15 protein-coding genes are annotated in these 15,941 nt (G+C 65.4%); 7 read left to right on the forward strand and 8 right to left on the reverse strand.

Annotated features, from left to right (window positions below):
- Positions 1 to 17 precede the first annotated feature (17 nt).
- On the reverse strand, positions 18 to 1,505 hold the full coding sequence (locus tag EN845_RS18475; RefSeq protein WP_127871145.1) for an aldehyde dehydrogenase: 1,488 nt from the start codon (positions 1,503 to 1,505) through the stop codon (positions 18 to 20).
- Positions 1,506 to 1,564: 59 nt separating this feature from the next.
- Positions 1,565 to 3,013, reverse strand: coding sequence for an APC family permease (locus EN845_RS18480; RefSeq protein ID WP_127871146.1), 1,449 nt, complete (start codon positions 3,011 to 3,013; stop codon positions 1,565 to 1,567).
- Between the two features lie 187 nt (positions 3,014 to 3,200).
- On the opposite strand from EN845_RS18480, the gene EN845_RS18485 reads away from it, so the two are divergent.
- The 6 genes from EN845_RS18485 to EN845_RS18510 are packed head-to-tail and all read left to right on the forward strand — an operon-like array spanning position 3,201 to position 9,650.
- The gene (locus EN845_RS18485) at positions 3,201 to 3,971 is read left to right on the forward strand and encodes an IclR family transcriptional regulator (RefSeq protein ID WP_127871147.1); all 771 of its coding nucleotides are present in this window, start codon (positions 3,201 to 3,203) and stop codon (positions 3,969 to 3,971) included.
- On the forward strand, positions 3,971 to 5,242 hold the full coding sequence (locus tag EN845_RS18490) for a Tm-1-like ATP-binding domain-containing protein (protein ID WP_167531391.1): 1,272 nt from the start codon (positions 3,971 to 3,973) through the stop codon (positions 5,240 to 5,242). Before EN845_RS18485 ends, EN845_RS18490 begins: the two co-directional genes overlap by 1 nt.
- Positions 5,239 to 5,907 (forward strand): HAD-IA family hydrolase, encoded by a 669-nt coding sequence (locus EN845_RS18495; RefSeq protein ID WP_127871148.1) that lies wholly within the window; start codon positions 5,239 to 5,241, stop codon positions 5,905 to 5,907. Before EN845_RS18490 ends, EN845_RS18495 begins: the two co-directional genes overlap by 4 nt.
- A 21-nt stretch (positions 5,908 to 5,928) precedes the next feature.
- Positions 5,929 to 7,278, forward strand: a complete 1,350-nt coding sequence (locus tag EN845_RS18500; protein ID WP_127871149.1) for an aminotransferase class III-fold pyridoxal phosphate-dependent enzyme — start codon at positions 5,929 to 5,931, stop codon at positions 7,276 to 7,278.
- 48 nt (positions 7,279 to 7,326) lie between these two features.
- On the forward strand, positions 7,327 to 8,631 hold the full coding sequence (locus tag EN845_RS18505) for an aminotransferase class III-fold pyridoxal phosphate-dependent enzyme (protein WP_189522876.1): 1,305 nt from the start codon (positions 7,327 to 7,329) through the stop codon (positions 8,629 to 8,631).
- Positions 8,628 to 9,650, forward strand: coding sequence for a phosphotransferase (locus EN845_RS18510; protein WP_127871151.1), 1,023 nt, complete (start codon positions 8,628 to 8,630; stop codon positions 9,648 to 9,650). The genes EN845_RS18505 and EN845_RS18510 overlap by 4 nt, the downstream gene beginning before the upstream one ends.
- A 24-nt stretch (positions 9,651 to 9,674) precedes the next feature.
- Here EN845_RS18510 and hpaH read toward each other — a convergent pair whose 3' ends face one another.
- The 5 genes from hpaH to EN845_RS18540 all read right to left on the reverse strand — a co-directional run bounded on the left by hpaH (position 9,675) and on the right by EN845_RS18540 (position 14,497).
- A complete protein-coding gene (gene hpaH / locus EN845_RS18515) occupies positions 9,675 to 10,481 on the reverse strand; it encodes a 2-oxo-hept-4-ene-1,7-dioate hydratase (protein ID WP_127871152.1) in 807 nt (268 codons plus the stop codon).
- On the reverse strand, positions 10,478 to 11,347 hold the full coding sequence (locus tag EN845_RS18520; protein ID WP_127871153.1) for a fumarylacetoacetate hydrolase family protein: 870 nt from the start codon (positions 11,345 to 11,347) through the stop codon (positions 10,478 to 10,480). Before EN845_RS18520 ends, hpaH begins: the two co-directional genes overlap by 4 nt.
- 238 nt (positions 11,348 to 11,585) lie before the next feature.
- Positions 11,586 to 12,566: a 3,4-dihydroxyphenylacetate 2,3-dioxygenase gene (hpaD, locus tag EN845_RS18530; protein ID WP_127871154.1), complete on the reverse strand. Its 981-nt coding sequence runs from the start codon at positions 12,564 to 12,566 to the stop codon at positions 11,586 to 11,588.
- Positions 12,567 to 12,580: 14 nt separating this feature from the next.
- On the reverse strand, positions 12,581 to 14,098 hold the full coding sequence (gene hpaE, locus EN845_RS18535) for a 5-carboxymethyl-2-hydroxymuconate semialdehyde dehydrogenase (RefSeq protein WP_127871155.1): 1,518 nt from the start codon (positions 14,096 to 14,098) through the stop codon (positions 12,581 to 12,583).
- 12 nt (positions 14,099 to 14,110) lie between these two features.
- Positions 14,111 to 14,497 (reverse strand): 5-carboxymethyl-2-hydroxymuconate Delta-isomerase, encoded by a 387-nt coding sequence (locus tag EN845_RS18540; protein WP_127871156.1) that lies wholly within the window; start codon positions 14,495 to 14,497, stop codon positions 14,111 to 14,113.
- A gap of 215 nt (positions 14,498 to 14,712) precedes the next feature.
- On the opposite strand from EN845_RS18540, the gene hpaR reads away from it, so the two are divergent.
- Positions 14,713 to 15,108 (forward strand): homoprotocatechuate degradation operon regulator HpaR, encoded by a 396-nt coding sequence (hpaR, locus tag EN845_RS18545; RefSeq protein WP_245511762.1) that lies wholly within the window; start codon positions 14,713 to 14,715, stop codon positions 15,106 to 15,108.
- Positions 15,109 to 15,431: 323 nt separating this feature from the next.
- On the opposite strand, the gene EN845_RS18550 is transcribed toward hpaR, so the two are convergent.
- Positions 15,432 to 15,941, reverse strand: a complete 510-nt coding sequence (locus tag EN845_RS18550) for a flavin reductase (protein ID WP_127871158.1) — start codon at positions 15,939 to 15,941, stop codon at positions 15,432 to 15,434.

Raw genomic sequence — 15,941 nt, forward strand, 5'->3', positions numbered from 1 at the left:
GCGAACCCGGCGGCCCCTCAAAGGGCAATCCATGCCGTCTTCAGTTCGAGATACTTCTCCAGCGCGTGCAGCGACTTGTCGCGGCCGAAGCCGGATTGCTTGACGCCGCCGAGCGGCACGGTGACGTCGGCGCCGCCATAGGTGTTGACGTGGACAACGCCGGCGTTGATGGCGCGCACCATGCGATGCGCGGTGGCAAGATTTGATGTCCACACCGCCGAGGCGAGCCCGTAGACCGTCGAGTTGGCAAGCCGCACCGCTTCCTCCTCGGTCTCGAAGCGCATCACGCCGAGCACCGGCCCGAACACCTCTTCGCGGGCAAGCTGCATGTCCTGCGTCACGTTCTCGAAGATCGTCGGCGCCATATAGCTGCCGCCGGTCTCGGCCAGGATCCGTTCGCCGCCGGTGACCAACCTCGCGCCTTCTTCAGTGGCCTTGGCGACGAAACCAAGATTCTTGTCCAGCTGCTCCGCGCTCGACACCGCGCCGACATCGCTTGCGAGATCGAGCGGATCGCCGACCTTCAGCCTTGTGGTCGCCGAGAGCAGTTCGTCCATGAAACGGTCATAGACGGAGGCCTGGACAAGCAGCCGCGAGCCGGCGACGCAGACCTGGCCGGAATTGCGGAAGATGCCGTTGGCCGAGACGACAGCCGCCTGTTTCAGGTCCGGCGCGTCGGCAAAGACGATGTTGGGCGACTTGCCGCCGAGTTCGAGGAAGACGCGCTTCAGATTGGAACGGGCGGAGTATTCGAGTAGCCGGCGGCCGACCGGTCCCGAGCCGGTGAAGGCGATGGCGTCGACATCCCCATGCAGGCCGAGCGCTTCGCCGGTGACCGCACCCCGGCCGGTCACGACATTGAGCACGCCGGCGGGCAGGCCGGCCTCTGCTGCCAGCTCGGCCAGCCGCAGCAGCGTCAGCGAGGCGATCTCCGGCGGCTTGACCACCACGCAATTGCCGGCTGCCAGCGCCGGCGCGATCTTCCAGGCGCCGATCATCAGCGGGAAGTTCCAGGGAACGATGACGCCGACGACGCCGAGCGGCTCCTTGTGGATCAGCCCGAGCACGTTGTCGGCGGTCGGCGCGATCTCGCCATAGACCTTGTCGATCGCCTCGGCGTAGTAGCGGATGGTGCCGGCCGCCGACAGCGGCTCGGCCTTGTAGGCCATGCCGATCTCGGTGCCGTTGTCGCGCACGCCGAGCACGGCCAGCTCGTCGACATGTCTTTCGATCAGCTCGGCGAGCCTGGTCAGCACCTTCTTGCGGAAAGCGGGGGCGGCGCGCGACCATGAACCCTTCTCGAACGCCTTGCGTGCCGAGCGCACGGCGCGGTCGATGTCGGCTGCATTGCCGTCGGCGATGCTGGCGAAAGGCCGGCCGTCGATCGGCGAAATCACCAGCAGGCTCGCGCCGCTTGCCGCCTCCGCTTGGGCGCCATCGATGAACAGGCCGCGCGCGCCGATCTCCGCCTTGCGCAGTGTGTCGATGGCACTTTGACTGATCATTATATTCTCACTTCAGGAGGGTCTGCGGGGCGGCGTGATACGCCGCCCTGATATCTCGCTCAATCCTTGAGCGGTACGCCGAGATTGTCGAAGGCCACCGGATCGCGGCTCTTCAACGCGCCTGCCAGCAGCAGGCCCACCACGCCGGCGATCAGCACCAGTCCCGGCAGGAACGCACCGAGGAAGCCGCCGGCCCCCGACAGGCTGCCGAAATTGATGACGATCAGGTAGATGATGACGACGAAGGCGATGAAGGTCAGCCCGGGCAGGATCGTGGTCTTGAGCGCGTTCTCCTGGGCCGACGGGTTGGCGCGGAAGTACATCACCACGGCGAGCGAGGCGACCGCCATCATGACGATGACGCCGAGCGTCGCGACATTGGTCAGCCACGAGAACAGCGCCAGCACCGGATCGAGCCCGAGCACGGCGAACAGCCCGACGACGACAGCCGCCAGCACGCTCTGGATCACCGAAGCGACATGCGGGCTCTGGTGCGCCGAATGCGTCACGCCGATCGCCTGCGGCAACAGCTTCTCGCGGCCGGAGACATAGATGTAGCGGGCAACCGCATTGTGGAACGCCAGCACGCCGGCAAACAGGCTCGACACGAACAGGATGCTCATCGCGTGCGTGAGCAGCGTTCCGGCATAGCGGTCGGAGAGGCCGAACAGGAAGGTGGTCGGGTCCTGCAGGCCCTGCAGCGCCGGCAGCAATTTGTCGACGCCGGCGCCCACCGCCATCAGCCAGGCGGTGACCATGTAGAAGACGCCGATCAGCAGCACCGAGAAGTAGGTGGCGCGCGGAATGGTGACCTTGGGATCACGGGCTTCCTCGGCGTAGATCGTCGTCGCCTCGAAGCCGATGAAGGCGGCGAAACAGAACAGGATGGCGATCGCCGGCGCGCCAGAGGTGATTTGGCTCCAACTGAACGGGGTCGCCGAGAGGCCGCTGTCGCCGCCGGTCTTGAGGATCACCAGGTCGAGGATCAGCACCACGGCGTATTCGCACAGCACCAGCACCGTCAGGATCTTGGCCGACAGGTCGACCTGGCGGTAACCGAGCACGGCGACGATGGCGATGGCGATGAAACTCCACACCCACCAGGGCAGGTTGATGCCCCAGCTGGCGAACAGCCCGGAGGTTGCCGCACCGAGCAGGCCCATGACGCCGATCTGCATGGCATTGTAGGACAGGATGGCGATCAGCGCCGTGGCGCCGCCGGCGAGGCCGCCCAGGCCGCGCGCGGCATAGGCATAGAAGGCGCCGGCGTTGCCAACATGGCGCGACATGGCGACATAGCCGACCGCGAACAGAAGCAGCAGCACCGTGACGATCAGATAGGTGCCGGCAAAGCCGGCGCCGTTGCCCATCAGCATGCCGAGCGGCGTGCCGCCGGCGACCGCCGTGAGCGGGGCGGCGGCCGAGATCACCATGAAGGTGATGGCGCCGACGCCGAGACTGTTCTTGCGCAGCCTGTTGGCCGGCGCCGCTTCCGAAACTGCTGACATTTGTCCCTCCTGTTTGCAAACCGGTTGGCTTGCCGGCCGAATGGCCTGTCCCATACGCTCTGGATATGGTTCATTATTTGAACCGTTATTTTGAATATAGACTTGCAAACAAAGCGGCTTCCTGTCAAGTTAATTCACACGTTAATTGATTGCCGCTTATGGGGCGCACATTGCTGGGAGGAATGCGTTGAGTACGGTCGGCAAGGCGATTTCACTCTTGGAGCTGTTCACCGTGGCCGAGCCCGAGCTCGGACTGTCGGACTTGGCGCGCCGGTCGGGTTTCGACAAGGCGACGACGCGGCGCCTGCTGGTGGCGCTGACCGGCCACGGTCTCGTCGAGCAGGATGCCGTCACGCGGCTCTACCGGCTCGGCGCCGGCCTGTCGCGGCTGGCGCGCATCCGCGAGGCCCGCTTTCCCTTCCTGCAGACCGCGGTGCCGCTGGTGCGGGATCTGGCAAGTGCCACGGCCGAGACCGTGCATCTGTCGGAGTATGGCATCGACCGGCTGGTCACCGTCCATGTCGAGCATCCGGCGCGGGCAAACCGGGTCAATGTCGATATCGGTCAACTCCTGCCCCTGCATTCGACCGCCTCCGGCATCATCTATCTGGCCTTCGCCAGGGACGAGGCCGTCAAGGCATGTTTGGCCACTCCCCTGGAGGCCTTCACCGCGCATACGCTGACCGAACCGGCCGCGCTCGCGCGCTCCATGGGCGAGGCGCGCGAGCGCGGCTATTCGATCTGCGACCAGGGCCTGGAAGAAGGCGTCATATCAGTCGCGGCGGCAATCCTGGCGGCGGATGGGTTCGCGCTCGGCACCATCGCTGTGGCGGCTCCGAAGGCCAGGACGACGGCGGTCGACATCGCCGAGCGGGGACTTGCGGCGGTGGCCGCCGCGCGCGAGATTTCGATGCGGCTCAATGGCGACAATCTGCAAGCGCTGAGGAGGCAGGCCTGATGTCCGAACCCCGCATCCTGGTCATCGGCACCGGCGATACCAAGGCCGAAGAACTGCTGTTCATGAAAGCATGCATCGAGGCATCGGGCGGCAGCGCCGTTATGCTGGATGTCAGCGTGCTGGGCGACCCGCCCTACAGCCCCGATCACGACAAGCACGCGGTCGCCCGCGCCGTGGATGTCACCATCGCCGAGATCATCTCCAGCGGCGATGAGAACACCGCCATGACGCTGATGGCGGGCGGTGCGGTGCAACTGGTGCGCAAGCTCCAGCAAGACGGCGAGATCGACGCCTTCATCGCCATAGGCGGCTCGATGGGAACCGATCTGGCGCTCGATGTCGCGCTTTGCCTGCCGCTCGGCGTGCCGAAATTCGTCGTCTCGACCATCGCCTATTCGCACCTGATCCCGCCCGAGCGGGTCGCGCCAGACCTGATGATGATCCTCTGGGCGGGTGGGCTGTACGGCCTCAACACCATTTGCAAGCTCGTCCTGTCGCAGGCCTGCGGCGCGGTCGTCGGCGCGACGAAGATGATGCTTGAAACCCGCGCCTCCGCGCCGGCGAAAGGCCCGACCGTCGGCATGACCTCGCTCGGCAGCTCCTGCCTGCGCTACATGAAGACGCTGAAGCCGGCGCTGGAACGGCGCGGCTATGACGTCGCCGTCTTCCACACCACCGGCATGGGCGGTCGTGCCTTCGAATCGATCGCCGGTCAGGATCATTTCTGCGCGGTGTTCGATTTCAGCCTGCAGGAGATCACCAACCATCTGGCCGGCTCCGTCGTCAGCTCCGGCGCCGACCGGCTTGAGAATGCCGGCGCCCGCGGCGTCCCGCAGATCGCGGCACCCGGCGCGATCGACATGGTCGACCTGCCGACCTGGCAGGATTTGCCGGCTAAATTTTCCGAACGCCCGTTCCACGCCCACAACAGGCTGATTGCCTCGGTTACCGTCGATGCGGATGACCGCCGCGAGGTCGCCCGGACCATCGCCGGGAAGCTCGCCGCCTCGAAAGGGCGCTCTGCCTTCATCCTGCCTTCCCGGGGTATCCAGGAATGGGACACGCAGGGCGAGCCGCTTTATGAACCCGAAGCGCTTGCCGCCTTTGTCGATGAAATGCGCAAGGGCATTCCCGCCGGGGTCGAGTTCCACGAGATCGACGCCCATATCAACAGCGACGACTTTGTCGGCAAGGCGCTGGAAATCTTCGACCGCTGGGTCGAGGAAGGCATCATCCCGCGCGGTGCCCCGGCCAAGGAGGTCGCGGCGTGAGCGCCGTTCCCGCCCAGGCCCTGGTGCTCGATTTCGGCGGTGTCGTCACCCGCACGCTGTTCGAGACGCACGCCTTGACCGAACAGGCGTTGGGACTGAAGCCCGGAACGCTGCAGTGGCTCGGCCCGTTCGGTCCAGACAGCGATCCGCTGTGGCGTTCCATGCAGGCCGACGAGATCACCGAGCGCGACTATTGGCGCACGCGTACCAGCGAGGTCGGCCGGCTCGTAGGCGAGGACTGGCAGGCGATGGAAACCTTCGTCCAGCGCGCGCGTGGCGCCGAGCCCGAAAAGGTGGTGCGGCCGGAAGCCATCAGCGCCATTCGCGCCGTCCACGCGGCGGGATTTCGCCTGGCGATCCTGTCCAACGAACTCGACCTGTTCTACGGCGCCGGCTTCCGCCGGCGGCTGCCGCTGCTTGACCTGTTCGACGTCATCGTCGACGCCACCTATACCGGCATCCTCAAGCCCGACCCGCGTGCCTACGCCTTTGTCACCGAAGCGCTTGGCCTGCCCGCCGGAGCCTGTGTCTTCGTCGACGACCAGCAGCGCAATGTCGATGGCGGCCGTGCCGCCGGCATGCGCACGGTTCATTTCGACGTTGCCCGGCCGGCCCATTCCTATGCCGAGGCCCTCGGCCATTTCGGCCTCGTTCCAGTTGCCTGAGACCTTTTGCGGAGCCTTGTGATGCGCGACATCAACTTCCTCACCGAGACCAACGCCAGGCCGATCTGGCACCCGATGGCGCATCCGGCCGAGATGCGGGCCAATCCGCCCAAGGTGATCATGAAGGGCGAGGGCGTCATGGTCACCGACATCGCCGGCAACACCGTCCTTGACGCCGTCGGCGGGTTGTGGAACGTCAATCTCGGCTACAGCTGCGACCCGATCAAGCAGGCCATCGCCGACCAGCTCGGCGCACTGCCTTACTACTCCGGCTTTCGCGGCACCTCGACCGGACCGTCGATCGAGCTCGCCTACGAACTTGGGGAATGGTTCGCGCCGGAAGGCATGGTGCGCACCTTCTTCACTTCGGGCGGCTCGGATTCGGTCGAAACCGCGCTGCGGCTGGCGAGGCAATATTGGAAGGTCCGCGGCCAGGGCGACCGCACCAAGTTCCTCGCCTTGAAGAAGGGCTATCACGGCACGCATTTCGGCGGTGCCTCGGTCAATGGCAACGCCAATTTCCGCCGCAATTACGAACCGCTGCTGCCCGGCGTCTTCCACATTCCCGCACCCTGGACCTTCCGCAACCCGTTCGACGAGACCGATCCGGCGCGGCTGGCGAAGCTGTGCGCCAAGGCGCTGGAGGACGAGATCGCCTTCCAGGGCGGCGACACCATCGCAGCCTTCATCATGGAGCCTGTGCTTGGCGCGGGCGGCGTCATCGTTCCACATGAAAGCTTCATGCCGCTGGTGCGGGAAATCTGCGACCGCCACGAAATCCTGCTGATCGCCGACGAGGTGGTCACGGGCTTCGGCCGCACCGGCGCGTGGTCCGGGTCGCGGCTGTCCGGCGTGAAGCCGGATTTCATGACCATCGCCAAGGCGATCACCTCGGGTTATTTCCCGCTCGGTGCCACCTTGATCGGCGCCAAGGTTGCTGACGTATTCGAGGCCGACAAGACCAGCTTCGGCGCGATCGGCCACGGCTACACCTATTCCGGCCATCCGGTCGGCTGCGCGGCCGGGTTGGCGGCCTTGGCCGAGACCAAACGGCTTCGCCTCGACGAAAACGCGGCCGCGCGCGGCGCAGAACTGGCGGCGGTTCTCGAAGGTTTGAAGGCCAAGCACGCGATCGTTGGCGATGTCAGGTACAAGGGCCTGATGGCGGCGGTGGAACTGGTTGCCGACCGCGCGACGAAGAAACCCGCCGACAAGAAGACCATGGCTGTCGTTTCGGAGGCGGCCTACGAGGCCGGCGTCATGCTGCGCGTCTCCGGCAACAACATCATCCTGTCGCCGCCGCTCATCATCAGCGCCGCCGATGTCGCGAAGATCGGTGAGGCGATCGACGCAGGCCTGTCGAAGGTCTGACGCATGCAACGGAGTTTTGGTACACCGATGGCCCAATCGCAGCAGGAACTGGCTGGGGAAACACTGGTTAGCCGGCGTGGCCGGGTGCTCGGTGCGAAATCGCAACTGTTCTATGACGAGCCGGTGCATCTTGTGCGCGGCGAGGGTGCCTGGCTCTATGACGCCGATGGCCGCAAATATCTCGACGCCTACAACAATGTCGCCCATGTCGGCCACTGCCACCCCCATGTGGTCGAGGCGCTGTGCCGGCAGGCGAGCCTGCTCAACACCCACACGCGCTATCTCCACACCGCGATCCTCGATTATGCCGAGCGGCTGACCGCCACCTTCGATGCCAGCCTCTCCACCGCCATCCTGACCTGCACCGGCAGCGAGGCCAACGACATCGCGCTGCGCATGGCGCAGGCGGTCTCCGGCCAGATGGGCATCATCGCCACCGACGCCACCTATCACGGCAACACCGCAGCCGTTTCGCAACTCTCAACCCGCATGCCGCCGGTCGGCGGCCGCGCCCACCATGTCAGGCTGGTGCCGGCCCCCGACAGCTATCGCCATCCCGATGCGATGGCCAATGGCAAGGCCTTCGGCGATGCCGTGCGCGAGGCGATCGCCTCGCTGGCCAGAGACGGCATCGGCCTTTCCGGCATGATCCTCTGCCCGCTGCTCGCCAATGAGGGCTTTCCGGCACTCCCGAACGGCTTTTTCGATGACGCCATATCGGCGGTGCGCGAAGCCGGCGGTCTGATGATCGCCGACGAGGTACAGCCCGGTTTCGGCCGCACCGGCAGCCATTTTTGGGGCCATCAGCGCGCCGGGTTCGTTCCCGACATCGTCACCATGGGCAAGCCAATGGGCAACGGCCACCCGGTCGCCGCCGTGGTTACCACGAAGGAGATACTGGCGACCTTCCGCGACGCCTTCCGCTACTTCAACACCTTCGGCGGTAATCCGGTCTCCTGCGCGGTGGCCAATGCCGTCCTCGATGTACTGGAAGACGAAAACCTCGTTGCCAATGCGCGCGATGTCGGCGCCTATGCGCTCGGCCTGCTGCGGCCACTGGCCGATCGTCATGAATCGATCGGCGAGGTCAGGGGCGCCGGGCTATTCTTCGGCGCCGAACTGGTTCACGACCGCAAGACACGCGAGCCGGCGCCCGACATCGCCGGCCGCGTCATCAACGCGATGCGCGACCGTGGCGTGCTGATGGGCAAGACCGGCATCCACGGCAATGTGCTCAAGATACGCCCGCCAATGCCGTTTTCCCGCGAAAACGCCGATGTCCTGATCGAAACGCTCGATGAGGTGCTCGGCGAAGTCGGCGAAGTCGGCGAAGTCGGCGGAGTGCCGGGGTGAACGCCGTCTCGACGCATGCCGGGCCGGAAACGGCAGCTGATGTCACCGACCTTGCCAGACGCGCGCTGGACCATTGGGGCGTTCGCGGCGGCGAGCCGGTGCTCTTGAAATACCGCGAGAATGCGGTCTTCCGGATCCACCTGCTCGATGGCCGGCCGGCCGTGATGCGCGTGCATCGGCTTGGCTACCACACGGATGCCGCACTGCGCGGGGAACTGCAATGGATGGGCTTTCTGCAAGCCGCCGGCGTCGCCACCCCGTCTCCGATCGCAACGCAAGCCGGCGACCCGTTCGTGCTCGTCGGGACCGCGGCTTTGACGCAACCACGCCAGGTCGACTGCCTGAGCTGGCTCGAGGGCCGCGCCGTCGGCGCGCGCGGCGTACCGCTGGACCATACGCCGGAACAGTTGGAGCAGGTCTTCAGGGAGATCGGGCGAAGCATCGCCCACATGCACACTGTCACCGCCGCCTGGACGCCGCCTTCAGGCTTCACCCGCCATGCCTGGGACTTCGACGGCTTCTTCGGCGCGGCGCCGAACTGGGGACGCTTCGAGACCTCACCCTTCCTCGACGGCGCGCGCCGCGATCTGGTTTTCCAAGCGCGGGAAAAGGCCGCGAAGGCGCTGTCGGAACACGAACGCAGCGCCCGCAATTTCGGCATCATCCACGCCGATCTGGTGCGCGAGAACGTGCTGATCCATGACGGTGCGGTGCGCATCATCGACTTCGATGATTGCGGCTTTGGCTGGCACATGTACGACCTTGCGGTTGCGCTCTACCAGAACCGAGACGAGCCACTCTATCCGCTGATCGAGGCCTCGCTGCTCGACGGCTACCGGCAGCAGCGGGAGTTGACCGCGCAGGACATCGCTGCGCTGCCGCTGTTCGCCGCGCTGCGGGCCTTCGCGTTTCTGGGCTGGGTGCAAAGCCGCGTCGAGGGCGACATCACCCGCGAAGTCGGCCTGCGCATGTCGAACATCGCCGCCGATGTGATAGCGGCCTATTTGCGCGACAAATGAGGCGGTGTGGCTGGCGGGGAACCGTCAGCCTTTCGCGAAATGGATGCTGACCGTTCCCGAACCGCCGAAATCGGCGACGATCGTGTCGCCCGGCCGTGCCTCCACGGGCCGCACGAAGGAACCCGACAGCACCACTTCGCCGGCCGCGATCGATAGGCCGTAGCGGGCGAGCCGGTCGGCCAGCCAGGCCACGCCCATGGCCGGATGGTTGAGCACGCCGGCGCCGAGCCCGGTCTCCTCGACCTCGGCATTGCGCGAGACGATGGCGCCGATCCAGCGCATGTCGGCTTCATCGGGCCGCTGCGGCCGCCCGCCGATGACGATGCCGGCATTGGCTGCATTGTCGGATATGGTGTCGAAGAAGGTGCGCGCCTTCTTGGTCTCGGCATTGATGCGCTCGATGCGCGTGTCCAGGATTTCCAGCGCCGGCGTGATGTAGTCCGTTGCGTTGAGCACGTCTAAGACGCTCACCCCAGGCCCCTTAAGCGGCGCCTTCATGACGAAGGCGATCTCGGCCTCGACGCGCGGCTGGATGAAACGGCCGGCGGCAATGGCCGCGCCGTCGCTGAAGAACATGTCGTCGAAGAGCACGCCCGAATCCGGCGTGTCGATGGCCAGCGCATATTGCATCGCCTTGGAGGTCAGGCCGATCTTCCAGCCCTTCGGCTTCAGCCCGGCATCGGTCTTGCGCTTCACCAGCGCCGCCTGGACGCGGTAGGCATCCTCCATCGTCGCCTCGGGAAAATCGAGGCTGAGCAGCCGGATCTGGCGGCGCGAACGCTCGGCCTCGAACAGCCGGTTGGCGGCGTCTTCCACCTGGCTTGGGGTCATGCTGTTGCCTCGTCGACGACACCGTTTCTGAGCACGCCGATGCCGTCGGCCTCGACTTCGATCACATCGCCCGGTTTCAGCCAGATCGGCGGGTCGAAGCGGGCGCCGGAGCCGGTCGGTGTACCGGTGACGATGATATCGCCCGGCACCAGCGTGGTGAAGGTCGAGATGTAATTGATGATCTTGCGGAAGGAAAAGATCATCCGGCTGGTGCGGTCCTGCTGGCGCGCCTCGCCATTGACGCGGGTGGTCAGCGCGATGTCGGCGATCTGCGCCTCGTCCGTGAACGGCACCAGCCACGGGCCGATCGAGCCGGTGCGCTCGAAGTTCTTGCCTTGCGTGACGTTGAATTTGGCGTGCCGCACCCAGTCGCGGATGGTGCCTTCGTTGCACAGCGACAGGGCGGCGATGTGGTCCAGCGCATCGGCCTCGGCGATGCGCCGGCCGGGCTTGCCGATGACGATGACGATTTCGCCCTCATAGTCGAGCTGTGGTGATTCCGGCGGCCGCACCAACGGCGCGCCATGACCGACGAAGGAACTGGCAAAGCGAATGAACAGCGACGGGTTCGAAGGTGCCGCCTGCCCGTCCTTGTACTCCTCGTTGCGGTCCGGATAGTTGACGCCGACGCAGATGATTTTTTCCGGGGAGGGAATGGGTATGTCGTAGGTGATGGCGTCGAGCGGGAAATCGGGGGCGAAGGCCTCCGCCTCTTCCGCCAGGCGCCGCAGGGCGCCGGCCTCGATCACCTCGCGCAATGTCGGCCATTGGCCGTGGCGGGCCGACAGGTCGACGACACCCTTGGCGGTGATGGCGCCATAGCGTGTCTTGCCGCCGGCGGTGAAGGTGGCGAGGCGGGCGCTCATGCTGCAACTCCGGTTCTATTTGCCGACCGGAATCGCCGAGTTCTACGGCGCCCCCCTCTGTCCTGCCGGACATCTCCCCCACAAGGGGGGAGATCAGCCGGCCGCGCCGTCGGCGCCTCACCAGCAACGTTGAAAATTGGCGAAGGCAGGGATGACAGCCAATCTCCCCCCAAGTGGGGGAGATGTCCGGCAGGACAGAGGGGGGCGCGAAGGAACGCCGACATCTCCCAATAGCCCATCACGGCGCCACAATCGGCGAAGCCGCCAGATCCGGCTGCCGCACCTCCGCGCCGGCAAAGACACTGCCCTCCTCGAACCAGCTTTTCGGCGCCGGCGCGCCCCACAGCGTCTGGCGCTGCGGGTCCTTCAAATCCCATTTGATCGGCTCGAGGTCGGGATCGACCGTCTGGTAGTCCGAACAGTAGATCTCGATGCGATGATTGTCGGGATCACGGACATAGAGGAAGAACGCATTGGAAATGCCGTGGCGGCCGGGGCCGCGTTCGATGTTCGGCAGGTAGCCGGTGGTCGCCATCAGGTCGAGCAGATCGATGATGTTGAGCGGCGTCGGCACCCAGAAGGCGACGTGGTGCAGGCGCGGGCCGATACCGTTGGTGAAGGCGATGTCGTGGACGCCGCCCTTGCGATGCGTCCAGGCCGCCCACAGCTTTCCGCTTGAGGCATCTTCCGTATATTCGGTAACGCGAAAACCGAGCTCGTTGTAGAAGGTGACGGACTCGTCGACATTGGGCGAGAAGCAGTTGAAATGGTCGATGCGCAACGGCTTCACGCCCTTGTAGAGCGCGTATTTCTGGTGGATCGGCGGCAACCGCTCCATCGTCGCGTAGAATTCCAGCGGAATGCCGTGCGGGTCGCGCGTGCGGAAGGTGCGCGACTGGTAGGGACGCTCGACCCATTCGACCGGCAGGCCCTTGCCCCTGAAGAAGTGCTCTGCCTTGTCGAGGTCCTCGTCGGAAAAAACCTTGAAACCGAGATCGCGGGCTTCCGGCGTCGTTGCCTTGCGCAGCACGATGCAGTGATGGCCGCGCTCCTCCATGGCCCTGAGGTAGATGGCGCCCGATGTCTCGTCGGTGACCTGCAGGCCGAGCGTGTCGACATAGAAGGCGCGGGATCGGGCAAGGTCGGTCACCGCGAGCTCGACATGGCTGAGCCGAACGATGTTGAAGGCGGGGTAGAGGTTGGGCTTGGGCAAGGGCATCTGGTTTCCTCCGGTCAGCCGCCGAGTTTCTGGATTGCGTGCGCCGAAGTGGCGAAGGCGACGTTCTTCGTCTCCATGTAGAAGTCGAAGGAATGGTCGCCGCCGTCGCGGCCGATGCCGGAGTTCTTGACGCCACCGAACGGCGTCGGCAGATGCCGCACATTCTCCGAATTGACCCAGATCATGCCGGCCTCCAGCGCATCGGTGAAGCGGAAGGCGCGGGTCACGTCGGATGTCCAGAGATAGCCGGTGAGGCCATATTGCGTGTCGTTGGCCAGCGCCAGCGCCTCCGCCTCGTCCTTGAAGGCGATCGCGGTCAGCACCGGCCCGAAAATCTCTTCCTGGGCGATGCGCATCCTGTTGGTCGCGCCGGTAAACAATGTCGGGCTGACATAACAGCCACCGCCCGGACCGGCGAACTTGCCACCGCCGGCGGCGACCACCGCGCCCTCCGATTTGCCAATTTCGATATAGGACAGCACCTTCTCCTCGTGCACCGGATGGATCAGTGGCCCGACCACGGTGTTGGGGTCGAGCGGATGGCCTATCTCGATGCGCTTGGCCTTCTCCGCCACCAGATCGGTGAACCGGTCATAGACCGAGGCCTCCACCAGCAGCCGCGACGAGGAGGTGCAGCGCTCGCCGTTGAGCGAGTAGATCATGAATACCGCCGCATCCGCCGCGCGCTCCAGATCCGCATCGGCGAAGACGATCACCGGGTTCTTGCCGCCGAGTTCGAAATGCACGCGCTTCAGCGTATCGGCGCCTTGCTTCATGATCATCGAGCCGGTGCGGCTTTCGCCGACGAAACCGATCGCCTTGATGTCGGGGTGCTCGGTCAGCGCCTTGCCGGCATGTTCGCCGAGGCCGTTGACCAGGTTCCACACCCCCTTCGGCAGGCCGGCCTCCTCGGCGATCTCGACCAGCAGCCGCGCCGTCAGCGGGGAGAACTCAGCCGGCTTATGAACCACCGTGCAGCCGGCGGCCAGTGCCGGCGCGATCTTCCAGGTCGACAGCATGAATGGCGTGTTCCACGGCGTGATGATGCCGACCGGCCCGATCGGCACCCGCGTCGTCATGTTGACCTGGCCAGGCGTCCGTAGCGTTTCGCCATCGCGCGCTTCCGGCGCGCGGTCGGCGAAGAAGCGGAAGTTTTCGGCGCCGCGCAGTGCGGCCTTGGCCATGAACTTCAGCGCCTGGCCGGTGTCCATGCATTCGACGAAGGCGATCTCCTCGGCGCGCGCCTCGATCGCGTCGGCTATTTTGTGCAGCAGCTTCTTGCGCGCCTCGCCAGGCATGCCGGCCCAGGCCGGAAATGCCGCCTTCGCCGCTTTTGCCGCGCGGTCGATGTCGGCGATGCCGCCGCGCGCGACCTTGGCCAGCGGCTTGAGATCGACCGGCGACAACGTCTCGAAGGTCGAGCCGTCGGCGGCAGGCACCGCTTCGCCGCCGATCTGGTTCAGCACGCCATCGCGCTTGAAGCGGGCGAGGTAGGCTTGCGCCTTTTTCAGATTGCCTTCGAGATCGGACATGTCGGTCTTTCGTCACTTGCCGCGCAGCCGCGGGTGGATTGCATTCTTCTTCCAGCTCAACACCGGGTCGATTTCCCTGATCTCCAGCGACAAGGCGAAATGCGGGGTCTCGAACAGCGTTGCCAGGTATTGGCTTGCCGCGGTGAACACGGCCTCGCCGGTGCGTTTCTTGTCCTCGGCGCTGCGGCCGCTACCGATGCGAAACGACATATCGAGAAAGGCGTTTTCCGGCAGGCGATCGGCAATGGCGTAGGCGTCGGCGCGAAAAGCCCGCACCCGCACGGCGCCGGTCTCGAACAGCCCGGTGTCGAGCACCGTGCGCAATACCAGCGCGCACAATTCACTCATGTCGACCTTGGCATCGAGATTGGCCGAATACTCGATGGAGAAGTGCGGCACCGCGTTTCGTTCCCTGGATTCTTGCATTTTGTAGTTAACGCGTTAATTACATGATGTACCCCCAAAGTCAAGTCTTGCATCGGGCTGGAGGCGACGATACGGGATGGAAAGGTCGGGGTTTGACGTTGGTCCATGTGGGGTCAAGACTCGCCGACCACCGCATTTATTGGGGGCGCTGCTTCTTGCTGCCGGAAAACACTCGTCGCTCCTTACCGATGGCATTGCTTCACGCCCGCGAAGCCGTGATGGCGCGGTTTCGCCCCATGCTTGCCGCGCATGACGTGACCGAGCAGCAATGGCGCGTTCTGCGCGTGCTGAGCGAGGCCGGCCCGGTCGAGGCGACCGAGCTTGCCGAGCGCGCCTCGGTGCTGCCGCCGAGCCTGACCCGCATCATCAAGGCGCTCGAGGGCCGGAAATTCATCACCCGCAACAAGGCGGAAGGCGACGGCCGCCGCGTCGTGTTGACCATCGCGCCGGCTGGCTCGGCCCTGATCGATGCGCTCTCGCCCGAGCGCCGCGTCATCTACGACGACATCGAAAAGCGCTTCGGCCATGAGCGGCTGGAGCAGTTGCTCGACCTGCTGGAGACCCTGATCGACGGCGAGAGCTGAGGCTTTTCGGTTCGTCGCGGCGGCTCGCATGATCGCCGCCAGGACAGCAACACGCCTTCGCGATTAGCCGCGACATCCATCGTGTCGTCATCCTAGGGCGAAGCAGGAGCGAAGCTCCGTCGCGCAGACCCTAGGATCCATGCCGGGACTCCTGAGCGCCCCCACGGTGCAGATTCTGCACCGCTGCACTCGTCGTCTAATGTCACGGAATGGATCCCAGGGTCTCCGCGACGCCGCTTCGCGGCTGCTCCGCCCAGGGATGACGAGGTTGAGAGGGCGGCGGCCGATCTCCAATGCCTGTACCGCGCTCCCAAGGCCTCGCCTCACCCGCCAAAACTGCCCAACCGCGTCGGCTGCGTATAGTTCCGGTCAACGTAGAGAAGCGCCGAGCCGCCGCTGCCGTGCCTGACGTCGGTTACGCGGCCGATCATGACATTGTGCGTGCCGACGAGATGCACCGTCTCGATCTCGCAGTCGAAATTGACGATGGCGTCCGACAGTGCCGGCGTGCCCGAGGCCAGCATCTGCCAGCGCGCCGCCTCGTAACGGGCCGCCATATCCCTGGTCGCGCCGGCAAACTTTCCCGCCAGATGCATGTGGTCATGCGTCAGCACGTTGACGCAGAAGCGCCGGTTGGCGAGGAACATGGCGGCCTGCGTCGACCGTCCGTTCATGCACACAAGCAGCGTCGGCGGTTCGTCGGAGACGCTGCACATGGCGGTGGCGGTGAAGCCGCCGCGTCCGGCAGGCCCGTCGGTGGTGATGATGTTGACCGGCGCGCAGACCCTTGCCATGGCGTCGCGGAAATCGGCCTTCGAAATCTGCGCGGCCAT

Source organism: Mesorhizobium sp. M8A.F.Ca.ET.202.01.1.1 (assembly GCF_004791595.1).
Taxonomy (GTDB): Bacteria; Pseudomonadota; Alphaproteobacteria; order Rhizobiales; family Rhizobiaceae; genus Mesorhizobium.